At 65.7% G+C, this 24,699-nt stretch carries 18 protein-coding genes and 2 tRNA genes; 13 read left to right on the forward strand and 7 right to left on the reverse strand.

Going from position 1 to position 24,699, the window contains the following annotated elements:
* Positions 1 to 67 precede the first annotated feature (67 nt).
* Positions 68 to 1,867 (forward strand): glycoside hydrolase family 13 protein, encoded by a 1,800-nt coding sequence (locus EF294_RS16055; RefSeq protein WP_123931956.1) that lies wholly within the window; start codon positions 68 to 70, stop codon positions 1,865 to 1,867.
* 31 nt (positions 1,868 to 1,898) lie between these two features.
* Here EF294_RS16055 and EF294_RS16060 read toward each other — a convergent pair whose 3' ends face one another.
* The 4 genes from EF294_RS16060 to ettA all read right to left on the reverse strand — a co-directional run bounded on the left by EF294_RS16060 (position 1,899) and on the right by ettA (position 9,742).
* Positions 1,899 to 2,594, reverse strand: coding sequence for a DUF8010 domain-containing protein (locus tag EF294_RS16060; RefSeq protein WP_123931869.1), 696 nt, complete (start codon positions 2,592 to 2,594; stop codon positions 1,899 to 1,901).
* Positions 2,584 to 3,066: an acyl-CoA thioesterase gene (locus tag EF294_RS16065; protein ID WP_123931871.1), complete on the reverse strand. Its 483-nt coding sequence runs from the start codon at positions 3,064 to 3,066 to the stop codon at positions 2,584 to 2,586. Before EF294_RS16065 ends, EF294_RS16060 begins: the two co-directional genes overlap by 11 nt.
* Before the next feature lie 65 nt (positions 3,067 to 3,131).
* Positions 3,132 to 7,976 (reverse strand): NAD-glutamate dehydrogenase, encoded by a 4,845-nt coding sequence (locus EF294_RS16070; protein WP_425459444.1) that lies wholly within the window; start codon positions 7,974 to 7,976, stop codon positions 3,132 to 3,134.
* A 92-nt stretch (positions 7,977 to 8,068) separates the two neighbouring features.
* On the reverse strand, positions 8,069 to 9,742 hold the full coding sequence (gene ettA, locus EF294_RS16075) for an energy-dependent translational throttle protein EttA (RefSeq protein ID WP_123931873.1): 1,674 nt from the start codon (positions 9,740 to 9,742) through the stop codon (positions 8,069 to 8,071).
* A 199-nt stretch (positions 9,743 to 9,941) separates the two neighbouring features.
* On the opposite strand from ettA, the gene EF294_RS16080 reads away from it, so the two are divergent.
* From EF294_RS16080 to EF294_RS16100, 5 genes are all read left to right on the forward strand, one after another.
* Positions 9,942 to 10,880 carry a formylglycine-generating enzyme family protein gene (locus tag EF294_RS16080; RefSeq protein WP_123931875.1) on the forward strand — a complete coding sequence of 313 codons (939 nt, stop codon included), beginning with the start codon at positions 9,942 to 9,944 and terminating at the stop codon, positions 10,878 to 10,880.
* 182 nt (positions 10,881 to 11,062) lie between these two features.
* Positions 11,063 to 11,135 (forward strand) — tRNA-Arg (locus EF294_RS16085).
* A 361-nt stretch (positions 11,136 to 11,496) separates the two neighbouring features.
* On the forward strand, positions 11,497 to 11,850 hold the full coding sequence (locus tag EF294_RS16090) for a hypothetical protein (protein WP_123931877.1): 354 nt from the start codon (positions 11,497 to 11,499) through the stop codon (positions 11,848 to 11,850).
* Positions 11,850 to 13,631 carry an alpha/beta hydrolase gene (locus tag EF294_RS16095; RefSeq protein ID WP_123931879.1) on the forward strand — a complete coding sequence of 594 codons (1,782 nt, stop codon included), beginning with the start codon at positions 11,850 to 11,852 and terminating at the stop codon, positions 13,629 to 13,631. Before EF294_RS16090 ends, EF294_RS16095 begins: the two co-directional genes overlap by 1 nt.
* Before the next feature lie 432 nt (positions 13,632 to 14,063).
* The gene (locus tag EF294_RS16100; RefSeq protein ID WP_123931881.1) at positions 14,064 to 15,875 is read left to right on the forward strand and encodes an ABC transporter ATP-binding protein; all 1,812 of its coding nucleotides are present in this window, start codon (positions 14,064 to 14,066) and stop codon (positions 15,873 to 15,875) included.
* A gap of 10 nt (positions 15,876 to 15,885) precedes the next feature.
* Here EF294_RS16100 and EF294_RS16105 read toward each other — a convergent pair whose 3' ends face one another.
* Positions 15,886 to 16,197 (reverse strand): hypothetical protein, encoded by a 312-nt coding sequence (locus tag EF294_RS16105; protein ID WP_123931882.1) that lies wholly within the window; start codon positions 16,195 to 16,197, stop codon positions 15,886 to 15,888.
* Positions 16,198 to 16,300: 103 nt separating this feature from the next.
* Between EF294_RS16105 and EF294_RS16110 the strand changes: the two genes are divergently transcribed.
* The 3 genes from EF294_RS16110 (at position 16,301) to cmrA (ending at position 19,897) form a co-directional block, all read left to right on the forward strand.
* Entirely contained in the window at positions 16,301 to 16,852 is a 552-nt protein-coding gene (locus tag EF294_RS16110) for a PadR family transcriptional regulator (RefSeq protein WP_123931883.1), read from the forward strand.
* A 78-nt stretch (positions 16,853 to 16,930) separates the two neighbouring features.
* Positions 16,931 to 18,994: an NADPH-dependent 2,4-dienoyl-CoA reductase gene (locus EF294_RS16115; protein WP_123931884.1), complete on the forward strand. Its 2,064-nt coding sequence runs from the start codon at positions 16,931 to 16,933 to the stop codon at positions 18,992 to 18,994.
* 96 nt (positions 18,995 to 19,090) lie between these two features.
* Positions 19,091 to 19,897, forward strand: coding sequence for a mycolate reductase (cmrA, locus tag EF294_RS16120; protein WP_123931886.1), 807 nt, complete (start codon positions 19,091 to 19,093; stop codon positions 19,895 to 19,897).
* Here cmrA and EF294_RS16125 read toward each other — a convergent pair.
* On the reverse strand, positions 19,873 to 20,790 hold the full coding sequence (locus EF294_RS16125; protein ID WP_123931888.1) for a LysR family transcriptional regulator: 918 nt from the start codon (positions 20,788 to 20,790) through the stop codon (positions 19,873 to 19,875). The genes cmrA and EF294_RS16125 overlap by 25 nt on opposite strands.
* 72 nt (positions 20,791 to 20,862) lie before the next feature.
* Between EF294_RS16125 and dapA the strand changes: the two genes are divergently transcribed.
* Complete coding sequence (gene dapA / locus EF294_RS16130; RefSeq protein ID WP_123931890.1) at positions 20,863 to 21,747, forward strand: 4-hydroxy-tetrahydrodipicolinate synthase; 885 nt, start codon at positions 20,863 to 20,865, stop codon at positions 21,745 to 21,747.
* Between the two features lie 2 nt (positions 21,748 to 21,749).
* On the opposite strand, the gene EF294_RS16135 is transcribed toward dapA, so the two are convergent.
* Positions 21,750 to 23,318, reverse strand: coding sequence for a helicase HerA-like domain-containing protein (locus EF294_RS16135; protein WP_123931892.1), 1,569 nt, complete (start codon positions 23,316 to 23,318; stop codon positions 21,750 to 21,752).
* A gap of 139 nt (positions 23,319 to 23,457) precedes the next feature.
* Between EF294_RS16135 and orn the strand changes: the two genes are divergently transcribed.
* From orn to EF294_RS21515, 3 genes are all read left to right on the forward strand, one after another.
* On the forward strand, positions 23,458 to 24,057 hold the full coding sequence (gene orn / locus EF294_RS16140; protein WP_123931894.1) for an oligoribonuclease: 600 nt from the start codon (positions 23,458 to 23,460) through the stop codon (positions 24,055 to 24,057).
* A 117-nt stretch (positions 24,058 to 24,174) separates the two neighbouring features.
* Positions 24,175 to 24,247, forward strand: a tRNA-His gene (locus EF294_RS16145).
* A 296-nt stretch (positions 24,248 to 24,543) separates the two neighbouring features.
* Positions 24,544 to 24,693: a hypothetical protein gene (locus EF294_RS21515; RefSeq protein ID WP_185091118.1), complete on the forward strand. Its 150-nt coding sequence runs from the start codon at positions 24,544 to 24,546 to the stop codon at positions 24,691 to 24,693.
* The last annotated feature ends 6 nt before the right edge of the window (positions 24,694 to 24,699 follow it).

The raw sequence follows: 24,699 nt of genomic DNA on the forward strand, positions 1-24,699 counted from the left end.
TGGGTCACCGAATTGTCTGGTGAGGCACAATTACGACGTGAGCGATGAGACATCGAGCGCTGTGCCAATGGGTTCGGAGGACACCATCTCCGAGGGAGTACTCACCCACGAGCACGTCTCCGGCCCAAGCGGCCCCGGCCCGAATCCCGCCGACCCGGGTGAAGGAACCCACGGGACCGGTGGGTATGAGGCGACTTCCGAGAATGACCCCGCCGGTGAACCGACCGACTTTGCAGCGCCAGGTTCGGTTGTGCCGCAACTCGACCCGTCCGACACCACATGGTGGCGATCGGCCATCTTCTACCAGATCTACCCGCGGTCCTTCTCCGACCTCGACGAAGACGGTGTCGGCGATCTGGCCGGGGTCATCGACAAACTCGGATATCTCGAACTCCTCGGGATCGACGCCCTCTGGCTGAGTCCGATCATGTGCTCCCCCATGGCCGATCACGGTTACGACGTCTCCGACCCCCGCGACATCGACCCACTCTTCGGTGATCTCCGGGACTTCGACGAACTCGTTGCCGAGGCACACGACCGCGGGATACGCGTGACGATGGACCTTGTCCCCAATCACACCAGCGACCAACACCAGTGGTTCCGGGCCGCCCTCGCCGCAGAACCCGGCAGCCCCGAACGCGCCCGCTACATCTTCCGCGACGGCCTCGGTGAAAGCGGCGACGAACCGCCCAATAACTGGCACAGCGTGTTCGGCGGACCGGCGTGGACACGGGTCACCGAGTCCGACGGCACGCCCGGCCAGTGGTATCTGCACATCTTCGCCGCCGAGCAACCCGATCTGAATTGGGAGAACCCCGAGGTCTTCGAGGATCTCCAACGCTCCCTTCGATTCTGGCTCGACCGCGGTGTCGACGGCTTCCGCATCGACGTCGCACACGGGATGGCCAAGCCCGCGGATCTGCCGGACATGGACCTCGACTCGGTCGGGCTGCTGACGAACAGCGACGACGACCCGCGATTCAACAACTATGCGGTGCACGAGATCCACCGAAAGATCCGCAAGGTTCTCGACGAGTATCCGGGCGCGGCCAACGTGGGCGAGATCTGGGTGGAGGACAACGAGCGCTTCGCCGAGTACCTGCGACCGGACGAGCTGCATCTCGGCTTCAATTTCCGACTTGCCAAGGCCGCGTTTGATCCCGACGAGATCCGCGCCGCGATCGAGAACTCTCTCGATGCGGTGCTTCGGGTCGCGGGGACACCAACGTGGACCTTGTCCAATCATGACGTCGACCGGGAGGTCTCGCGCTACGGTCGCCTCGATCAGCACGACCCGCACTCCGAGGTCGACCTCGACATCGGCAGTGCCCGGGCGCGCGCGATGGCCCTGGTCGAACTCGCTCTCCCCGGAACGATCTTCATCTACAACGGGGCCGAGCTCGGACTGCCCAATGTGGATCTCCCGGACGAGGCTTTGCAGGATCCGGTATGGGAGCGCTCGGATCACACCGAACGAGGGCGCGACGGCTGCCGGGTGCCACTGCCGTGGGAGGGCACACAGCCGCCCTATGGTTTCAGTACCTCGGCGCAGACGTGGTTGCCGATGCCCGATGGTTGGGCGCCCTACACGGTCGAGAAACAGCTCGAGGACATGTCCTCAACCCTCTCGTTGTATCGGCAGGCAATCGAATTACGGTTCAGCCGAGACGAATTCAGTGGAGATACGGTCGAGTGGTACGGCGCACCCACCGACTGCCTGGCATTCCGCAGAGCCGGTGGCGGCCTGATCTGCGCCCTCAACGCCGGCGAGGAGCCGGTACCGCTCCCGCCTGGAGAAGTCCTGCTACTCAGCGCGCCTCTTGTCGATGGTCATCTCGCGCCGAACTCCGCCGCCTGGCTGGTGTGAGACCGCGCACCGAGGGACCACCGGGAGGTGGTCACAGCACTGTGACGCCGAGGTCGCGGTGGCGGCGCAGGTAAACCGCGCCGAACCTCGCGTCGATCCGAATCCAGGTAGACGACATTCGGATACGGATCGGCTCACCAGCGTCGATCGCCTCGATATCGGAGTCCTCGGTGATCGCACGGCCCTGCGCGTCGCGGACGAAACCCATTCCGGTGAGCGCGAACAGCGCGCGCAGGGACACTGCGGCCCGTAGTCCGCCGTCGGTCGAGGTGACCTCCAGCACGTTCTGATCGAGTACGCCGGTCGCCGGGCCGTGCGCGCTGCCCTCCTCACGTGCGACGCGAGCACCGTCCCGGACGAGCCCCACCACCGTGCGCGCGGGCACGTCATCGACCTGGCAGAAACCGGTGGGCAACGGCAGTGCGCCGCGCCACGCCGAGTCAAACGGCATACCAGGGTCGACGGGTGTCCCGGGCGTTGCACCCGAAAGCGCCGCACGCAAGGCGGTCACGTCTGCAACCAGATCGGTGGGCGCCATCCGCCCGAACACCGAGCGGGTGACCAGAACGTCGAACCCGGTGTGCGACCACAGGCCGAGCAGGCCGTCACCGCGCACCGCCACGCGCACAACGGCCGCGTCGTTGAGCCGGTGTGCACGACCGAGGAAGGCCAGAGCGTCGGAAAGGTCGTCGGCGCGCTGCAACACCAAATACCGCTCACCCTCCATGACGCTGTGCGGTCTGCTCGGTGGTACTCGGCAGCCGGAAGCTCTCCAGGTACGAGCGTTCGTCCGCGGTCAGGCGCCGCAGACGCTGCGCATCGACGTCGAACGCGACAAGTTGGGTGGAGGCTATGACCGCCGGTGCGTCGTAGGGCTGCGCACCGTCGGGGCGCACCTCATAGCCGACGGTAAAGTCCACCGCGCGAACCTTTTCCACGAACATGGTGACCACAATGGGAGCCTCGTCGTGGCGGATCTGCGCTGCGTACTTCACGTGCAGGTCGGCGACCAGACAGCCGCGCCGCAGATCGGCGGTGGGCCGTCCGTCATAGAACAGCCACGGGATTCGAGCCTCCTCCAGGAGGGTCACCATCCGTGCGTGGTTGATGTGTTGGAAGACGTCCATGTCTGACCACCGCACCGGGACCCGCACGACATATCCCTTCTCAGTGGCCATTCCCTCATTCTCGTAGAGCATTGCGACTCCCCTCGTCGTGAACCGCGTCCGGTCTGACGGCGTCACGGCTCATCGGATGATCCCACTCACCGGATGACACTACGGAGTTGCCGGGCAGCCACCGACAGCGTGGCGAGGTCGATGTTGCCGGCCGCCTCGATCTCGGCCAACATCGAGCGCACCCGGGCCAGACGAGACGAGTGCGCGCTCTCCCACTCGCTGATCTTCTCCGCACACGGTTCGTCGGGCTCGCTGCTCTCGAGGATCGTCAGCGTCAACGCCCGCAGCGCACCGTGCATGTCGTCACGTAATGCCAAGCGCGCCAACGCATGCCATCGGTCACCGTAGTCGAGATTCGACACCGCGGTGAGCAATTCCTCGAGACCGAAGTGCTCCATCACGCCGAAGTACAGTTCACCCACCTCGCCCGGATCGCGGTCGGCGATCTCGGCCGCGTCGATGATGTCGAGCAGGCAGAATCTATGCAGACTGACCGCCACGTCGTGAGCGAGTTCCGCAGCCACCCCAAGGGAGTGATACCGGCGCACCCGCGCGTCGACGTCGCGCGCCGAGGCCGGACCGAACCAGCCGTCGAGGCGTGCGGTGAGGTCGGCGACCCGCTCGCGGTAGCGGGTGATGTCGGCTGCCATTGGCAGCGGTTGCGGCCGGAATGCCAAAAGCCAGCGCGACACACGGAACAACAGCCGCCGCGCGTAGAGCATCATCTCGTCGACCGCGTCGATCGAGGCCGACGCGCTCTGGATACGGTCGAGCAGATCGGCCATCCCGAAGACCTGCTCGGCCACCACGAATGCGCGGACGAGCTCCTCGGTGGTCGCTCCGGTCGCCTCACCGAGTCGGAACAGATGAGTGATGCCCGCGCGGTCGATGACGTCATTGACGAGCACCGTGGTCACGATCTCCCGACGCAGGCGATGATCGTGGATCTCGGCGGCGAATCGGTCCTGCAACGGCATCGGGAAATAGCGGATGAGCCGATGGTCCAATACGTCGTTGTCGGGGAGGTCACCGGCGAGCAGGTCGTCTTTGGCGACCAGCTTCACATGCGCCATCAGCGTGGCCAGTTCTGGTGAGGTGAGTCCGCGGTGGGTGTCGGAGTCGAATCGCTTGCGCAACGCGGCCGGGCTGGGCAGCGCCTCGAGGGTCAAATTCACCCCACGGGCCGCGAGGGCGGCCAGCAATCGCACGTGCACATCCACCCGCTCACGGGAGTAGGCGCGACCGAAACCCAGTTCGGAGTTCTGGGAGATGTTGTCGGCCAACACAAGTCGAGCTACCTCGTCGGTCATCGACTCGAGCAACGGGTTGCGATCGTCCGGCGACAAGCCGCCCGAGGACACCGCGGCATCGAGCAGGATCTTGATGTTGACCTCATGGTCGGAGCAGTCCACACCGGCCGAGTTGTCCATGGCGTCGGTATTGACCCGGCCACCCGCGAGATCGAACTCGATGCGGCCGCGCTCGGTCACTCCGAGATTGCCCCCCTCACCGATCACCTTGCAACGCAACTCGTCTCCCGCGACACGGATAGCGTCATTGGCTTTGTCTGCGACGTCGGCGTCGGATTCGGTCGAGGCCCGGATGTAAGTGCCGATACCCCCGTTCCACAGCAAGTCGACCGGTGCGAGTAGCACAGCCCGGATCAGCTCGGGCGGCGACAAGGCGATGACATCGCCGGAAAGCCCGAGGGCCGTGCGCATCTCGGGACCGATCGGGATCGACTTGCGTTCGCGGGACCAGACACCTCCGCCAGGACTGATCATTCGCTCGTCGTAGTCGGCCCACGACGAGCGCGGCAGCGCAAACATCCGTGCCCGTTCGGCATACGAGGATGCGGCGTCGGGGGTGGGGTCGACGAAGATGTGGCGATGATCGAAGGCGGCGACGAGTCTGATGTGCTCGCTGAGCAGCATGCCGTTGCCGAACACATCACCACTCATGTCGCCGATTCCTACTACCGTGAAATCCTTTGTCTGGGTATCGATCCCCATTTCGCGGAAGTGACGCTTCACCGATTCCCACGCACCGCGCGCAGTGATGCCCATGGCCTTGTGGTCGTAACCGGCCGAGCCGCCGGACGCGAAGGCATCACCGAGCCAGAAGCCGTACCGTTCCGCCACGTCGTTGGCGATGTCGGAGAACGCCGCGGTGCCCTTGTCGGCGGCGACGACGAGATACGGATCGTCACCGTCGCGGCGGACCACCGATCGGGCCGCAATCACTTCGCCGGTCGCCCGGTCGATGTTGTCGGTGACGTCGAGCAGACCGGAGATGAACATGCGATAGCAGTCGATTCCCTCCGCCCGCAACGCCTCTCGGTCGGCGGCGGCATCTCCGGTTGGAGCCGGCGGCCGGGTCAGGACGAATCCGCCCTTGGCCCCGACCGGCACGATCACCGCATTCTTGACCGCTTGCGCCTTGACCAGACCGAGGATCTCGGTGCGGAAGTCCTCACGCCGATCCGACCACCGCAGCCCACCTCGGGCGACGGCACCGAACCGCAGATGCACCCCCTCCACGCGTGGCGAGTACACGAAGATCTCGTGCAGCGGACGGGGTTCCGGGGTTTGCGGGATGTCGCGCGGACGCAGCTTGAACGACATCACCGGCCGGTGCTCGTCGTCGCTGTTCGTCGAGTCGCTGTCGGTCGAGTCGCTGTCGGTCGAGTCGCTGGAGTTTCCCGGAGCGCCGAGCACGTAGAAGTTGGTCCGATCGGTGGCGGCGATGACCGCGAGGAACGCTGACACGATACGGTCGGCGTCCAGACTCAGCACTGCCCCCACATCAGATCGCAGTTGCTCGAGGACATCGGCACGACGGCTCGCGTCGGCGACCGCAGGGTCGAACGACGTCTCGAACAAAGCGACCAAACCTCGTGTGACCTCACGATAGCGACCCAATGTGGACGCGACATGACTTGTGCTGTAGGAGAATCCACACTGCTTGAGATAGCGGCCGTAGGCACGGAGCATCGCCGCAGCCCGCCAGTCCAGCCCACATCGGATGATCAGTTCGTTGTACGCATCGATCTGCGCGTGTTGCCGCCAGATCTGGGCGAATGCCTCGGTGAACCGTTCGGGGAGGTCGTCGGCGTGATCGACGTCGACATCTATCCCGGCGGTCAGTACCACTGCGAATTCGTAGACGTGACAGTTCGTGTCGCCGATGCCACGCAAGGCATACGGGTGTTCGTCGATGACGTCGAGGCCGAGACTGTGCAGAACGGGCAGCACGTCGGTCAGGGTGGCCGACTCGTCGCACAGGTACAGGGTGAAATCCCAGGGATCCCGGTCGGTTCGGCTCAGCGCACCCGAGTGCTTGGCGAATGTGACGGCCAGATGCCCGGGCTCGAGTCCGGCCACGTGCGCGAGGTCGCCGACCGCGTCGGCGGGCACTCGCCGGTCCTTGTAGTCGGCAGGCAGCGTGCTGATGAGCCGCAGCATGGCGTCGGCGCCACCGGGCGGCAGGGCCCGCTCCGTGGCGGTGGTGGTGATCAGCTCACGGACCCGCTCGTCCCAACTACGGATTGCCTCGGACAGGGTGATCTGCATCCGACGCTGCACATCGGCGCCGATGTCGACCGACCCCCATGTGCGCGCAAGGTCGGGGTCCACCCTGACCATCACCTGCAGAAGCGCGAGCGGCCGCTCACTGACACGCGCCGAGTACTCGAGGTCGCTGCCCTCGAGCATCGCGGTAACCGCCGTCCCCAGCGCAGTTCGTGACGCAGTGTTGTACCGGTCGCGCGGTAGGTAGATGAGCGCGGTGGCGGCTGCGCCTGCGGGGTGTACACGCAGAAACACCCTCAGCGATCGCGTCGCGACGGCGTCGAGCATCTCGTCGATTCGCCGATGCAGTTCTGCGGTCGTGTCCTGGAACATCTCGACCAGCGGGTAGTTCTGGAGGAGTTCGACCATCGTGCGTCCGGCAAACGAGTCCTCGTCGACGCCCGCGAGGGCGACCACCTCGTGCACCTTGCCGCGAAGAACAGGGACATCGAGCACCGTCTGATGCAGACCCGAGGAGGTGAAGACGCCGAGGAAGCGGTGCTCGCCGACGTGCGCTCCCGCCGCATCGAATGCCGGCACCGCGATCAGGATCGGGAACTTCGAGCGCTGGATTCCGGTATCGAGAAACACCCGCGACACTCGGGGCGTCAGGGGTGAGGAATCGATGATCGGGAAGTCAAGGTCGACGGACCCGGCACGGTTGAGACCCAGCCGGTCGGTCACTGCACCGGAGGGGTCGAGCCGCGCATATCCGAGTGGCACGAAGTGGTTGCCGGCAAACCATTCGAGCAGCCGTGCGTACTCGCGCTGCACGTCGGCGGACGCACCCGACTCCTCGCCGAGATACGCGCCGGCGCGCTCCACCGAACATTCGGTCAGACGCGCCCGCATCGCGGTGGCGTCACCGTCGATGACGGCGACCACATCGATCCCCCGCCGGATGTCGTACCGCAGCTGCGCATCGTCAGCCGACTCCCGACTCGACAACGCCGACACCGAGATCCACGACTCGGCCAGGCCTGCGTGGGGGCCGCAGATGTCGGTGAGGGCGCCCGCTTCATCGCGGGTGACCGCCATGATCGGGTGATCGATGCGGGTAACCGTCATCCCCCGCCCCTCGAGCGCGGCGAGCACCGACTCCACCAGCAGCGGCATGTCGTCGGTCACCACCACCACCTCTGTGCCGCCCGATCGGTCGGTGCTGACCTCGACCACCGATTCGCCGGGTCGACGGACCGCGGCGATCTCCATGTGCGCCCGGATGCGGTCGAGGACGGCCGGGTCGAGAGTGCTCGGATCTACGCGCGATCGATCGGTGTCCGCAGCATCTGCAGTGCCACCCACCGAGGTCGCCAGATAACTGGGAATGACTTGCAGCAGAAGCGCAGTCACATCCGACAACGACCATCACCCTCTCGTGCGCGGCGCAGGGGTGACGGAGGCGCCGCCGTTGGCTCCATGGCGAGCCTAGCCCCTGCGGCGTCCCCCGGCGGTCAGTCGCGCGTAAGCTTGCGATGCGTGACCCGGTGGGGGCGCGCGGCGTCGGCGCCGAGGCGATCAACCTTGTTGGCCTCGTAGGCCTCGAAGTTGCCTTCGAACCAGAACCACGTGCCCTCTTCGACGTTGCCCTCCCACGCGAGGATGTGGGTACAGGTGCGGTCGAGGAACCAACGGTCGTGGCTGATGACGACCGCGCAGCCGGGGAACTGCTCGAGCGCGTTCTCCAGCGACGAGAGGGTCTCGACGTCGAGGTCGTTGGTCGGCTCGTCCAGCAGGATCAGGTTGCCCCCCTCCTTGAGGGTCAACGCCAGGTTGAGGCGGTTGCGCTCACCTCCGGAGAGGACCTCCGAACGCTTCTGCTGATCGGGGCCCTTGAAACCGAACGCCGACACATACGCCCTCGACGGCATCTCGTTCTGTCCGACCTCGATGTAGTCCAGACCGTCGGAGACGACCTCCCACACCGATTTCGTGGGGTCGATGTTCGCGCGATTCTGATCGACGTAGCTGAGCTTGACCGTCTCGCCGACCTTGACGGTGCCCGAGTCCGGCTTCTCCAACCCGACGATCGTCTTGAACAGGGTCGTCTTGCCGACACCGTTCGGGCCGATCACACCGACGATGCCGTTGCGGGGCAACGTGAACGACAGATCCTTGATCAGCACCCGACCATCGAAGCCCTTGTCCAGATGCGAGACCTCCACGACGACGTCACCCAGCCTGGGCGGGGTGGGGATCTGGATCTCTTCGAAGTCGAGCTTGCGCGTCTTCTCCGCCTCGGCCACCATTTCCTCGTAGCGCGCCAGACGTGCCTTGTTCTTGGTCTGGCGGGCCTTGGCACCCGAGCGGACCCAGGCCAGCTCCTCCTTGAGTCGCTTCTGCAGTTTCTGGTCCTTCTTGCCCTGGACTTCCAGACGCTCGGCCTTCTTCTCCAGATAGGTCGAGTAGTTGCCCTGATACGGGATCAACTTGCCGCGATCGACCTCGCAGATCCACTCGGCCACATGATCGAGGAAGTAGCGGTCGTGGGTGACGGCCAACACCGCACCCGGGTAACTTGCCAGGAACTGCTCGAGCCACAGCACGCTCTCGGCGTCGAGGTGGTTGGTCGGCTCGTCGAGCAGCAGCAGATCAGGCTTGCTCAGCAACAGTTTGCACAGCGCGACGCGACGCCGCTCACCACCGGAGAGATGGGTGACCGGCGAGTCCCCGGGTGGGCAACGCAGGGCGTCCATCGCCTGCTCGAGCTGAGAATCCAGATCCCAGGCGTCACCGTTGTCGAGGTCCTCCTGAAGCTTGCCCATCTCCTCCATGAGCTCGTCGGAGTAATCGGTAGCGAGCAACTCGGCGATCTCGTTAAAGCGGTCGAGCTTGACCTTGATCTCGCCCATCCCCTCCTCGACGTTCTGCTTGACCGTCTTCTCCTCGTTGAGGGGAGGCTCCTGCTGCAGAATGCCGACAGTCGCGCCGGGGTCGAGGAACGCCTCGCCGTTCGACGGCTGGTCGATGCCGGCCATGATCTTCAGGATCGATGACTTACCCGCACCGTTCGGACCGACGACGCCGATCTTCGCGCCCGGGAAGAACGACATCGTGACGTCATCGAGGATGACCTTGTCGCCGTGCGCCTTGCGCACCTTCTTCATGGTGTAAATGAACTCTGCCACGCGTGAGCCTCTCTACCAGTGGTTTTCGGGTCGTGGGGCCGACGACTACTCGCGGGTCTCATCTGCGGCGAGCGATCCCCGGGCGCGGAGAGAGCCGGGCCCTGACACAACGGTGAATCAGTCTAATCGCACCGTCCGGTCTGCCGTGTGGGCGCGTACGGAGCGGACGCGACAACGCCACCGATGGCACCATCGATGTGTGTATGGAGACACCTCCCATCCCGACCAGCACACCCGCGTTGGGTGGGCATCGGGACTGACCGACCTCGTCACCGTCCCCACGACCGAGTTCGAGATGGGCTCGGACCGCTTCTACGCCGAGGAACGACCCGCCCACACCCGCCACGTGGAAGCCTTTTCCATCGAGGTTCACCCGGTGACGAATGCACAGTTCGCAGCGTTCGTTGCCGACACCGGCTACCGCACCGTCGCCGAGCGATCACTCGACCCGGCCGACTTCCCCGGCGCCGACCCCGCAGAGCTCGTTCCCGGCGCAGTGGTATTCACCCCGACCGACGGCCCCGTGAACCTCACCGACTGGCGCGCGTGGTGGCGCTACGTACCGGGAGCATCGTGGCGCCATCCCCTCGGCCCCGACTCCGGAGTCGACGACCGGCTCGACCACCCGGTCACCCAGATCGCCTATGCAGATGCCGACGCGTACGCCCGGTGGGCCGGGCGCCGCCTGCCCACCGAGGCCGAGTGGGAATGCGCGGCCCGTGGCGGGCTCGACGGACACGACTACGCATGGGGCGACGAACTCCACCCGGACGGCGTAGTCGTGGCCAACACGTGGATCGGACGATTCCCCTACCGCAACGAGGGCTGGGGCGGGACCAGCCCGGTCGGACATTACCCGCCCAACCCATTCGGGCTGTTCGACATGATCGGCAACGTATGGGAGCGCACCTGCGATGTGTTCACATCACGCCACCTCTCACCGGATATGCCGGTGGTCACCGCCGACGGACGCCCGAATCTTTTGGCGCCCAGTACTTCTCCTACTGCCATACGAGTCACCAAAGGGGGCTCGCACCTGTGTTCACCCCAGTACTGTCGTCGCTACCGGCCCGCCGCGCGCTCGCCGCAATCCGATGACTCCGCCACCTCACACCTCGGTTTCCGATGCGTCGCCTGACCCGGTCCGTAGAGAGGCGGGCCAGAGTTGTCCACAGGGACGCGCCGGAGTCCGCCACACAGACCCCCCGGTCGGGCATGCTGATCAGGCAAGGGCGGCGACCGCGGAGGGGACGGTCGCCGTCTTGGCAACCAGCCGGGATATACTTCCCAGGCCTTTTCAGCCGCTCACGGCCGAGGCGCGCCTCCGTAGCTCAGGGGATAGAGCAGCTGCCTTCTAATCAGCTGGTCGCAGGTTCGAATCCTGCCGGGGGCACTGTGACATCCCTTCCGGCTCCGGCCGGTGTGCGCCTGCTGTGTGTGAAAGAGATCCATGCAGGCGCACTGTGACATCCCTTCCGGCTCCGGCCGGCCGGATGCGGTGTGGGAGCAGAACAGCGTCGCCCCGTCTGCGGTGCCTCCACATCCCGATGGGCACTGTTGTCTTGTACATCCAATACGACCGACGCACCCTGCACACCTGGCCCATCCAACGGCAAGGACCTTGACGGCCCTGGGCGCGCCGCCCCGTCAGGTGTGCACACTCAGCTCTGAGCATGGAACCGATCGGCACCCTCGTCACGTCCAATGCATCAGGTCAACCGACTCGACCTAACCACGACGCCAGAGGGGACCCCATGACACCGCTCGCACACCTGCTGACGATGCTGCCCGACACCATCGAGCGCGTATTCGGAGAAGACGACACACTGTTCGGCATAGACCCGGACGAACTCGCCGGAATTTGCGCCAGTTGGCGAGAACGCGCCCGATTCATCGCCGACATTCCGTTCGACGGGTTGCATGTAGACGGACCACCGGCCCGCGTCACCACAGCCCTGCGCTCACTGGCCGAACCGAGTCGCGCGGCCGCCGACTCGATCGCCGATCGCCTGCTGGCGATGAGCGTTGCGCTGCAGCAATTCAGCACCGACTCGGAGGCTAGCGACACCGCGGCCGGACGCGCTTTCGACCTGTTGCCACAACGCTGATGCGCCTGTCCATCTCCGCTGCCCGAGCCTGGCCGGTGGCCGACATCTCTGCTGCCGCAGACGCAGCCACCACTGCCGCGGGTGTTCTCGAGCAGGGACTCGACGTCGCGCTCGGCAGCGCACATCGGGCAAGCGAGTGGCACGGCAAGACCCATGACGCGGCCCTCACCCGCCTACGCCAGGAACACGATCACGCCAACGAGGTGCGAAATGTGTTGCAGCAGATCGCCGATGAAGCCACCGACGCCCGCACAGACCTCGAGCAGGCACGGCGTGAGCTCCTCGCCGCCGTCGACGAGGCGCGGCGGCTGGGCTTCACCGTCGACGACGGGGGCACGGTCTCGCATCCGCGGGCGACGAGATCGGCGGACGCCGCGGCCTTCGAGTCCTGGATACAGCAGGGTCTTCGAGTTCTCGACGAGGTCGACGAACGCTACGGCACCAGACTCGACGATCTGCGCGCCGACCTCGCCTCGATGATCCTCGGTCAGCCGGACGTGACGGTGCCGGGTCTTGGCACCATGGACCCGGATGCGATGGTTCGGACCCTGAAGTCGCTCGATGTCGACCGGCGGCGCACTGTGCTCGCCCAGACCGACGCCGACGATCTGCGGCGGCTGATCCAGGCCGACCCCGAGACCATGGGAAACCTGAACGGCGTTCCCTTCGAGATGCGCGGCATCGCCAACGAGATCAGCATCCGCAACGCGCTGGCCGGCGAGATCCGCACGCACGGCGTTGACACCGACCGGGCACGAATGCTGCAGTCCTTTCTCGAGCAGCGCACGGCGCCGTATTCTCCGATCCAGGGCGACGCTCCCAACGCCCCACTGACGGCGCACACCGAGCGCGTGTTCGTCTCCTTCACCGACGGTGACAACCCGCGTCTGGTCGAGATGGTCGGCGCGCTCACACCCGCTACCCGCAACGCCACCGTCTACGTACCCGGTACCGGCACCAACGCGCGCGGCTACGGTGGTGGCAACTGGACAGCGGCGTACAACCTGGCGAAGCAGACGCGTGGTCCGGTGTTCATCTACCTCGACGGCGACTTTCCGCAAAACGTAGTCAACCCACCGCAATTGCCGATCTCGACCAATCCCCTGGACCAGGTCAAGGCCTTGGCATCGGTCCTCGACGACTCCGCCGTCGATCCGCAGTTCGCACTCGAGATGGCGCCGCGGCTGGTGGATTTCGGCCACGCCCTCGACGCCGAGATCGCCTCGATCGCGCCGTCGGCTACGACGACCTACCTCGGGCACTCCTATGGCGGGACCATCGTGGGAACCGCCGATCAGCTCGGATTGCGCGCCGACAACGTCATTCACGCGTCGTCGGCCGGAACCGGCGTACTGGGGGCGGCTGCGACCAGTCCAGGTGTGCACCGGTACACCATCACCGCACCCTTCGACCCCATCATGATGTCGCGCCTCATACCCGACAACACCCTCGGCGACAGCCCCGACCTGGCGGGCTACCAACCATTGCCCACCGGACGAGATGGCAATGGGGAGTGGCTGTTCGGACTGTCGGCGCACGGGTCGTACTTCAACGACCCCGAGTCGGACGCCTTCGCGTCGATGGTCGGGGTGATCACCGGGACACACCACACCAGCACTGAGACGCTCGCGGAGATCCTCGACAGGATCCGTGACGCGTCACAACCCACGATCGGTCCGGTGCCGCCGCTGCCCGGCAATGGCGGGCATGCGGGTCCACCGGGCACACCTCCCTCGCTCCCCACTCCTCTGATCCCCGATGTACCGCTGCGCATGTGGTGACTCGGGCCGGTCTGCGACGTGCCCTCTTCGTCGGCGAAACACACAGCTGCTGTACAGGTTTCGCTGATAGCGGGCTCTCAGCGACGAGGCAGCGCGGACGCAGCAACGGCTCCTAGTTTCATTTCTGTCGGCATCGACGCCGGCCATGACCGAAGGAGAACAACTCATGCCAGGACAGCCCCGTCAGTCCGGTCCGCAGCGCCGTTTCGAGCCCCAGCCGCGCCGCCGCCGCGTTCGCATCTGGGACTGGCGGACCTTCCGGTGGATCTGGGTGTGGCAGTGACCCGCATCGCCTGACCACTCCCGATCGGAAACCCGGCGCGAACCGCTTACTCGCGCCGGGTTCCGACGCGTCGACGCGCATGGAACGTCGACGCGCGTCCGAACGCACTTCTTCCACGACACACTCGATGACCAGGTTGCGGAGTCCCGATGAACACCCTCACTGCCATTCGACGATTCCTGCCCGCCATGCGCGGCCAGGGCACGCGATTCGCGTTCGCCGGCAGTCTCCTCGGGGTCGCCGCACTCTGCGAGATCGTCTCGGTCTTCGTCCTCGCCGACGTCATCGACGGCGCCCTCGATTCGCACAGCGTGTGGGACTTCGCCCGTCTTGCCGGTCTGTGGCTGGGTTTGACCGCGGTGTCCACGGCCGGCGACTACTTCGGCCAGGTCGTCGCGGTGAGCGTCTCCGAGCAGGTGGTCCTGCGGCTGCGGGACCGACTCTTCGCCCACGTCCAGCGGCTCCACCCGGTGCTGCATCGTCGACTCGGTCTCGGCAACCTCGTCGGTCGCCACTCCGGCGACCTCGAGGCCGTCGAATATCTCGTCGGGTCCGGGGTGATGCAGATCATCATCGCGATCTTCAACACCGTCGGCCTGGTGATCGCCGCGTTCCTCATGAGCTGGCAGGTTGCACTGGTCGCACTGGCCGCCGTCCCGATGCTGTGGGGTGTGTCCTCGATCTTCGCCCGCCGCCAGATGGCGGTCACCCGCGACGAGCGGGGCGCCAACAGCGACATCTCCGACGCCGTCGAAACCGCGCTGGCCGGCCACGAGACCGCCGTCGCCTACAACCAGCAGGCGCGCGAACACCAAGCCCTGCACGCCCACGGACTGGCTTGGCGCGCAGCACGTCTCGCCCAGACTCGGGTCGAGGCCGGGTTCGGCGCGGTGATGGGCTTCGGCCAGGTGGTGGTCACCCTGGCCATCGCCGTCGCCGGCGTGTGGCAGGTTCGCCAAGGCCATCTCAGCGTCGGCCAGTTGCTCGCCCTCACCGGCTACCTCGGTCTGCTCTATCCGAAGATGCAACAGATCGCCGATGCCCGGCTCGCGATCGCCTCGGCAGTGGTCAGTGCCGAACGCGTCGCGGAGATCCTCGACCTCGAACCCGCCGAGCACGACGCACCCGACGCGCGGGACAGTTCCCCCACACCGGGCGCCGCACTGCCCGTGTCGTTGCGCTCGGTCTCGCTGCAGCGCGGTGAGACCACCGTCCTCGACGAGGTGTCGCTCGATCTGCGGCCGGGCCGGATCGTGGCACTCATCGGCCCGAGCGGGGTGGGCAAAACCAGTCTCGCTTCACTGCTGTGCCGCTTCGAGCACCCCGACTCCGGAACGATCCGCCTCGGCGGCGACGACTACGACACGCTGACCGGCGCTCACATCCGTGGCCTGGTGACCTTGCTCCCCCAAACCCCGATCATCAAGGGCGCCAGCGTCGCCGACAACATCGCCTACGGCGCACCGAACGCCGACCGGACACAGATCGTGCGAGCGGCCGTCGCCGCCGACGCCGACGCCTTCATCCGCGATCTCCCCGACGGCTACGACACCCGGCTCGACGACGGCGGACTCACGCTGTCCGGAGGTCAACGCCAGCGCATCGCGATGGCACGAGCGATGGTCCGCGACACCCCGGTGCTCATCCTCGACGAGCCGACGTCGGGGCTCGACGACGCCAGCGTGTCGCGAATCCTGAAGCCGCTACGGCGTATTGCGCAGGGCCGCACCACGTTGCTGATCACCCACGACCGCCGGGTCACCGCGATCGCCGACCGAGTCGTCGAACTCCGCGACGGTCACCTGCGCGATCGTTCCCCCTGGATCGCCCCCGAGGACACGATCGACGACTCGGCCGCGAGCGCGGAACGGACGGAGAACCTGGCGATCGCGCCGATCCTCGATTCACTCGCCGAGGGCACCCGTCTCTACGTGCCCACACTCGGCGGGCGCCGACACTGACCTGCCCGCGTCACGGCTCGTCGACGGCGGTCTCCCAACGCTGCCGGCGCTGCGCATCGGTCTGCTCCCACCACGGCGTACCGCGTTCGCCCAGAGCGACTTTCGCCGCCTGAACCCCGGCGCGCGCGTCATCGGCACCGCGGGTTCGTCGTACCTCGCGTCGCCACGCCATGAGGATGCGCTGCAGTTCTTCCCGCCGGCCGGCGGGGATCAACGGATCCGTTGCGCGCCATCGGCGGCCGTTCACCACGATGTAGCGGCCGTCCGCGGTGTGCTCGACGTCGGCGGCCGCCCGCGGGGCGTGGCCGGTGTTCTCGCCCATGCCACCAGGGTGCCACCACGCCTCTTGCGACAGTCGCCGATATGCACTCCCGCACATACTCACCTTGTTGCATAGCGCGTTGGTGCACTGCTACCGTGCGCATGTGGCTCTGGAACACGCGATCATGGTGTCGTTGTCCGAACGGCCCGGCACCGGCTACGAGATCAGCCGCCAATTCGACCGGTCGATCGGTCACTTCTGGTCGGCCACCCACCAGCAGATCTATCGCACGCTGCGCAAACTGCATGCGGACGGGTTGGTGAGTTACGAGCCGATCGTGCAGGACGGCAGGCCCGACAAGAAGGTCTATTCGTTGTCCGACGCAGGTCGATCGGCGTTGCGCGAGTGGGTCGCCACCCCGACCCCGATCCAGACATTGCGAGACGATCTCGGCCTGAAGATCCGTGCCGCCGACGTGCCCGGACTGCCCGATCTCATCACCGAACTCGAACGCCACCGCGAACTCCACGTGGCGCGACTGCACCTGTTCCAGTCCTTCGAAAAGGACGACTACCCCGCCCCCGACCGCCTCACCGGCCGAAAGTTGCACCAATACCTCGTGCTCCGGGGTGGCGTGCGGATAGAAGAAGGGTTCATCGACTGGTGTGACGAGGTCCTCACCGCACTGAAACGAGAACTCGACGCCTCGTCCTGACCGGACATCCCCAGATCACGAAGACCACCAGAACGTGCCCCACTGCCGGCCAGCCGGCACCGACCGAAAGGTGACGCGATGTCAGCCCCATCCGCACAGCCCAATCCTCATTACCCGCGCCTGTTCGAACCGCTGCAACTCGGCGGCGTCACCCTGAACAACCGTCTGATCATGGGCTCGATGCACACCGGACTCGAGGACCGTCTGTGGGACACCGACAAACTGGCCGCCTATTACGCCGAGCGCGCCAAAGGCGGTGTGGGACTGATCATCACCGGCGGGTTCGGTACCTCACGCACCGGCCTGCTCCTTCCGTTCGCCGGCAAGATGACCAACTACGCCGACGTCGCCCGGCACCGACGCATCACCGGTGCGGTTCATCGCGAGGGCGGCAAGATCGCGATGCAGCTCATTCATGCCGGGCGCTACGGATACACGCCGTTGAAGGTGGCCGCGGGCTCCGAGCCCTCACCGATCCACCCCTTCAAACACCTCAAGATGACCGAACCGATCATCAAACACGTCATCCGCACGTTCGGTGCGTCGGCCAAGCTGGCGCGCCGCGCGGGATATGACGCCGTCGAGATCATGGGCGGCGAGGGTTATCTGATCAATCAATTCTTGTGCCCGCACACCAACGACCGCACCGACCGGTGGGGCGGCACCACCGAGAACCGACAGCGTTTCCTCGTCGAGATCATCACCGAGATGCGTCGCCAGGTCCCCCGTGACTTCCCGATCATCCTGCGCCAGTCCATCGCCGACTTCGTCAAGGGCGGGCAGACGTGGGACGAGATCGCGCTGATGGCGCGCAAGGCCGAACAACTCGGAGTCGACGCGATCAACACCGACATCGGCTGGCATGAGGCCGGTGTCCCGACGATCGTGACCTCGGTACCGCGCGGAGCGTTCGTCAAGTTCACCGAGCGCCTGCGCGACGAGGTGAGCATCCCGCTCATCGCCAGTAACCGCATCAACACCCCGGAACTGGCCGAGGAGATCCTCGAACGCGGCCGAGTGGACGCGATCTCGATGGCGCGACCGATGCTGTCCGATCCGGACTTCGCTGACAAGGCGCGCACCGGCCGGGCCGACGAGATCAACACCTGCATCGGCTGCAATCAGGCATGTCTGGATCACGCCTTCGTCGGCAAGAAGGTGTCATGCCTACTCAATCCCCGCGCCGGCCGCGAGACGACGCTGACCCTCGGGGCCACTCGACTCGCCCAGCGCATCGCGGTGATCGGCGCGGGTCCGGCAGGGCTGTCGGCGGCGGTGTCGGCGGCCAAGCGTGGCCATCGGGTCGAACTGTTCGAGGCCGGTGAATCGGTCGGAGGCCAGTTCTCGATCGCGGCGCGCATTCCCGGCAAGGAGGAGTTCAACGAGACGTTGCGCTACTTCACCCGTGAACTCGAGATCAACAATGTGACAGTGCATCTCAATACTCGGGTGTCCGCGCAGGACATCATCGCCAAGGGCTTCGACGAGGTGATCATCGCCACCGGTGTCACCCCACGCATGCCCGCCATCCCCGGCGTCGACCACCCGATGGTCGTCTCCTACGCCGATGCCGTGCTCGGACACCGTGAGATCGGCAAGCGCGTGGCCGTGATCGGTGCCGGCGGAATCGGATTCGACGTCACCGAATTCCTCACGGTCGATGAGTCACCCACCCTGAATCTCAAGGAATGGGAGCAGGAGTGGGGTGTCAGCGAGGATCTGAGCAAGCCGGGCTTCGTCACCAAGCCGCGCCCGCTGCCCGCGGTGCGCGAGGTCTACCTGGTGCAGCGCACACCCGGCCGACAGGGCAAGTCACTGGGGAAGACCACCGGCTGGGTACACCGCGCGACGGTGAAAATGAAAGGCGTCGAACAGATCTCGGGTGCCACCTATGACCGTATCGACGACGCGGGCCTGCACTTGAGCTTCCGTGAAGAAGACGGCACCGTCCGCGACACGCGCCTGCTCGAAGTCGACAACATCGTCATCTGCGCCGGACAGGAATCGGTCCGCGACCTCGTCGATCCGTTGACGGTGGCCGGCGTGCGTACCCACGTCATCGGTGGCGCCGATGTCGCCGCCGAACTCGACGCGAAACGAGCCATCCGGCAAGGCACCGAGGTGGCCGCAGGCATCGGCTGACCGCGCCTGCCCAGCGACTCCGGCCGCCCACGGCCCATACCCAACCGACGGCGCCCGCCGCCGTCAGTACGGGACTCTCTGGATACGATCGACGGCATGGGAGTGCCTGTGCCGTCCGAATCCGCCCGCGCCGTCGTGACGGGCGCCTCGTCCGGTATCGGGATGGCTCTCGCCCGTGCCCTGGCTCGACGCGGTCACGCGCCGATCCTGGTGGCACGGCGCGGCGAGGTCCTCGAGGAACTCGCCGAGGAGCTCCGCGCCGATCACGGGGTGACCGCCGAGGTACGCCCCACCGATCTCTCGGATCCAAGCTCGGTGGCAATCCTCGCCGCCGAGCTCGCCGACCGGGAGATCTCCATCCTGGCCAACAACGCGGGCATCGCAACTTTCGGGCCGGTCGCCGAACTTGACGCCGCCTACGAACGCGCCCAGGTTCGCTTGAACGTCAACGCCGTCCACGACCTGACCCTGGCCGTCCTGCCCGGCATGGTGGCACGCCGCGCCGGCGGCATCCTGATGGTCGGTTCTGCCGCCGGCAACATGCCGATCCCGAACAACGCGACCTACGCGGCGACCAAGGCGTTCGTGAACACCTTCAGCGAATCACTGCGCGGTGAAGTCTCCATCCACGGCGTGCATGTCACGCTCCTCGCTCCCGGCCCGGTGCGGACCGAGATCCCCTCACCCGAGGACGCGTCCGTGGTCGACCGTTTGGTTCCCGATTTCCTCTGGCACTCCAGCGACAAGGTCGCCGAGATGAGCCTGAATGCGCTGGAACACAACAAGATGCGTGTCGTCCCGGGCACCTTGTCGAAGGCCATGTCGGTGGCCGGGGGCTATAGCCCGCGCGCTGTGGTCGCACCGATCGTGGGCACGTTTTATCGCAAGCTCGGTGAGGGCTGATCGGCGGTTGACCGATCCCCGGGGCCGGTGCGAGCGGCGAGGACGAGGGCAACGCGTGCTGCGGCGACGCTCGGCGAACGTTGGGTTCCTCGACGGAAGGCAAGTGATGTGGTGCGCGTGATCCCGGTCCGGTTCAGTACCACATTGGAAGGCACGTCGTCGGCACCTAGCCTCGGTATCAAGGCGAGGCCCTGTCCGGCCGAGACCATTGCCGCCATCGCCGAGAAGTCGTCCACGCGGTGACGCACGCGGGGAGCGAAACCCTCTGCCCAGCAGAATCTTTCGGTAAGCGTGTCGCACAGCGTACCTGCCGACCCGGAGATCCACGTCGCGGCCCGCAATTGCGCACTCGTCAGATCGGGAATTGTTGCGGCGAGATAGACCCGTTCGGTGAGCAGCGGCTCGGAATCCAGTCCGTCACCGAGTACCAATGGCACATGGTCATACTCCTGCACGAGCGCAATGTCGAGACTGCCGGCACGGAGCGCGTCGGGGGCAAGGGCCGGGTCCACTTCATTCACCACGATCCCTAACCCCGGATTGGCCGTGCTCAGCGACACAATCGCAGGCGTCACGAGTGTTCGGATGACGCTCGGACATGCCCCCATGCGTAACTCATCGACAAGGGCACCCTTACTCACTGCGAGGTCAGCCTCCGCCTCATTGACGGCGGCAAGAATGACCTCCGAATGCGCGACCAGCATCCGGCCCGCCGGAGTCAATTCGACACTGCGGCCGCTGCGTTCGAGAAGTCGGACGCCCACATCCCGCTCGAGCGCCGAGAGCTGTTGGGAGACGGCCGACGGTGTGTAGGCCGCAGCGTCGGCAACCGCAGCGATGGTGCGCCGATACGAAAGCTCACGGAGGAGCTGGAGTTTACGCAGATCGAGCATAAGATCAACTTACGCTCAATCCCACGAATACGAACTTTTCTTGATGACTTAACCGGGGTCATGGTGGATGTCATGACTCTTTCCGGGCTCTTCGTCCCTCTCATCACCCCCTTCACCGAGAACGACTCCGTCGACCTCGATGCACTGGAGACGCTCGCCGACACCGTTCTCGCCGCCGGAGCGGCGGGTCTCGTGTCGCTGGGTACCACTGCGGAGGCCTCGACGTTGACCTCCGCAGAACGGTTATCGATCTCCGAGGTCTGCGCTGGTGTCGCCGCCCGTCATCGCGCGCACCACATCATCGGAGTCGGATCCAACTCGACGTCGGAGACCGTGCGGGCGATTTCCCAGCTGGCTCCCGATGTGTCGGCGGCGCTCGTCACAACCCCGTCGTATACGCGTCCAACCGAAGACGGCGTGGTCGAACACTTCCGACAAGTGGCTACATCCAGTCCGGTGCCGGTAGTGGTGTACCACGTCCCACACCGCACCGCTATGCCACTGTCGACTCCGACGCTATTACGCCTGGCCGAGATCCCGAACATCTGCGGTTTCAAGTACGCAGCAGGAACTTTCGACGACACCGCAGCACAGCTTCTCGCGCAGGTTCCCCATCACATCGACGTCCTGTCCGGCGACGACGCGCTCGCGGGCGCAATGCTCGCCATGGGCGGTAGCGGAGCCATCCTCGCATCGGCCTGTGTCGCAACAGAACACTTCGTCGACATGATCAACCGTTGGCGATGCGGCGAGGTCGCACGTGCGCGTGCACTGACCCACGCGCTGGTGCCTCTGAGCCTTGCCCTAATGGCCGAACCCAATCCCGTCGTGATCAAGGCAGTCCTGGCCGCACAGCGACGCATTCCAAGCTCATCGGTGCGTTTGCCACTTCTCCGGGCCGGCAGCGCGGCAACGCAACGTGGTCTCGATGCGTTGGCCGAGGTGCATACCGGTTAATGTCACCGCCGACGCCGTCCGGTGCCGAAGATCGCACGACTGAACTCGCGACCGGCCGCGGTGGCCGCAGATCGCAGGAAGCTCTGCATCGGCTTGCTCGTCAGCACCTCGGTGAGGATACCCGGCTCCTCGGGCTGCGGAGCCGGAGTCGGCGCGGGTGCCGGTGCCGGGGCGGGTAGAGGAGTCGGCGCCGGGGCATCCGAGGATTCGCCTGGCGAGAGCGTCTTGGCGGTCAGCTTCTCATAGGCGGATTCACGATCGATCGACTGACCGTACTTGGCGTACAGCGGACTCGCCTTGGCCGCGGCCGTGATGCCTTCGGCACCAATGGCATCCATCGACGACCGCGGCGCGCGGATGACGGTCCAGGCGACCGGCGTGGGCGCGCCCTTCTCGGACAGGACGGTGACTATCGCCTCACCAGTACCGAGCGACGTCAGGGCCTGATCGAGCGTGTACACATCCGAGACCGGATAAGTCTTGACCGTCTTGGTCAGTGCCTTTTGATCGTCGGGGGTGAACGCGCGCAACGCATGTTGTATGCGCGCACCGAGCTGTGAGAGCACCTCGTTGGGGATGTCGGTGGGCAGCTGCGAGCAGAAGAACACACCGACGCCCTTGGAACGGATGAGTTTTACCGTCTGCACCACCTGGTCCTTGAACGCCTTGGAGGCATCGTCGAACAGCAGATGGGACTCGTCGAAGATGAAGACGAGTTTCGGTTTGTCCAGATCGCCGACCTCCGGCAGGAATTCGAAGAGATCGGCGAGGATCCACATCAGAAAGGTCGAGAACAAGGCCGGTCGGGCGGCCTGCGCGCCGAGTTCGAACAGGGTCACGATCCCGCGACCGTCCGGCGCGGTGCGCAGCAGATCGGCCGGCTCGATCTCGGGCTCACCGAAAAAGGTGTCCCCGCCATCGGCCTCGAGGTTGCTCAGAGCGCGCAGGATGACGCCGGCGGTCTGCGTGGACACCCCACCGATGGCTTTCAGCTCCGGCTTGCCCTCGTCGCTGGTCAGATAGGCGATCACCGCGCGCAGGTCCTTCAAGTCGAGCAGCGGCAGACCCTTGCCGTCGGCCCAGTGGAAGATCAAGCCCAGCACCGACTCCTGAGTGTCATTGAGGCCGAGCACCTTGCTCAGAAGGATCGGGCCGAAGGAGGTGATGGTGGCGCGCACCGGGACCCCGATCCCGGTCGAGCCGAGCGAGGTGAATTCGACCGGGCAACCCGACGGCTGCCAGTCGTCGCCGGTTTGCGCCGCGCGGGCGGTGATCTTCTCGTTGACGCTACCCGGATTGCTCAGTCCGGAGAGGTCGCCTTTGATGTCGGCCATCACCACCGGCACCCCGTTGGCCGACAGTTGCTCGGCGATCAACTGCAACGTCTTGGTTTTACCGGTACCGGTAGCCCCGGCGACCAATCCGTGGCGGTTCATCATCGACAGCGGAATACGCACATGCGCGTCACTGACGACCGTTCCGTCGACGCTGACGGTTCCAAGTTCGAGCGCTGCGCCGGAAAACGCGTAACCTGCGGCGATGGATGCGGCGGACTGGGCGGGATCGGTCACTGTCGGGTCCTCTCGAGTACACAACGGGGGCTTGTGACACTCCGGTGAAAGCCGGGGCCGCAGACCATCACAAATGCATCGATCACGATAGTCGGTCGGTTCTGGGTGGAAGGCATCTGCGGTTGGCTAAGGTTGACGGGTGCAGGACAAATTGGTGTGGATCGATTGCGAAATGACCGGACTCGAACTCGGATCAGACAAATTGATCGAGATCGCGGCTCTGGTCACCGACGGTGACCTCAATATCCTCGGTGACGGCGTCGACGTCGTGATTCATGCCGCAGACGACGCCCTCGCCGCGATGCCCGAGGTGGTGCAGAAGATGCATGCCGCCTCCGGCCTGACCCAGGAGGTCCGGCGGTCCACCGTCACGCTGGCCGAAGCCGAGAAGCTGGTGCTCGATTACCTACGGACCCATATCTCCGCATCCGGTGCGGTCCCCCTCGCCGGCAACTCGATCGCCACCGACCGCGGGTTCATCGCCCGTGACATGCCCGAGCTGAACAGCTTTCTGCATTACCGGATGGTCGACGTCAGCTCGATCAAGGAACTGTGCCGTCGCTGGTACCCGAAGATCTACTTCGGCCAACCGGAAAAGGGCCTCGCCCACCGCGCCCTGGCAGACATCCGTGAGTCGATCCGAGAACTCGCGTATTACCGAGCCGCAGCCTTCGTCCCGGCCCCCGGCCCCGACACCGACCGACTCCGCCAGATCGTCGCCCATCTCGGCCCCGCGTGACTGCTGCCGACCCGAATGCCCAGGTAAGAAAGCGATTGGTCTCGGCGCCGTCGATTCGCTAGAGTATGACCCTGGCTCTGGAACCCGGCGAGTCATCCCTGGTTCCCGACGCCGATGGTGGATGTAGTTCAGTTGGTAGAGCACCAGGTTGTGATCCTGGCTGTCGCGGGTTCGAGTCCCGTCATCCACCCCGAGACAAGAACCGGAGTTGCCCGCCAACTCCTGTTCGCGTCGTTTTCGTACTCCCACAAGCAGCGCACAATCGGTCCCGAGACCGAGACCGCCTCGTCTGCACCCACGCTGTGCGCCACCCCGTTCGCACCCACCCGGTCGGCCGCGGCATCGACAGGCAGAAGGTGCTCAACGACGAGGCCCCGGGTTCCCACGGCACTCGTCGACGACCCCTGTGGGGCCATCACCCGTATCCTGCATGCCCTGCAGGACGCGCTCACCCGGTTCGGCGATAGCGGCGACCGCGACCGCGCGATGACTCTCCAGTCGGCGTCGGTCAGCGGACCGGCCAATCACTACACCATCGCCACAGCAGACGTCGTCGCGGGCGACTGGGACGCCGCCGTCGCAATCACCCTCTCCACCTTGGCGGGCGGCCTCGGACTCGGTCCGGCCCGCAGCTGAACGGCA

It is taken from the genome of Gordonia oryzae (genome assembly GCF_003797185.1).
GTDB classification, from domain to species: Bacteria; Actinomycetota; Actinomycetes; order Mycobacteriales; family Mycobacteriaceae; genus Gordonia; species Gordonia oryzae.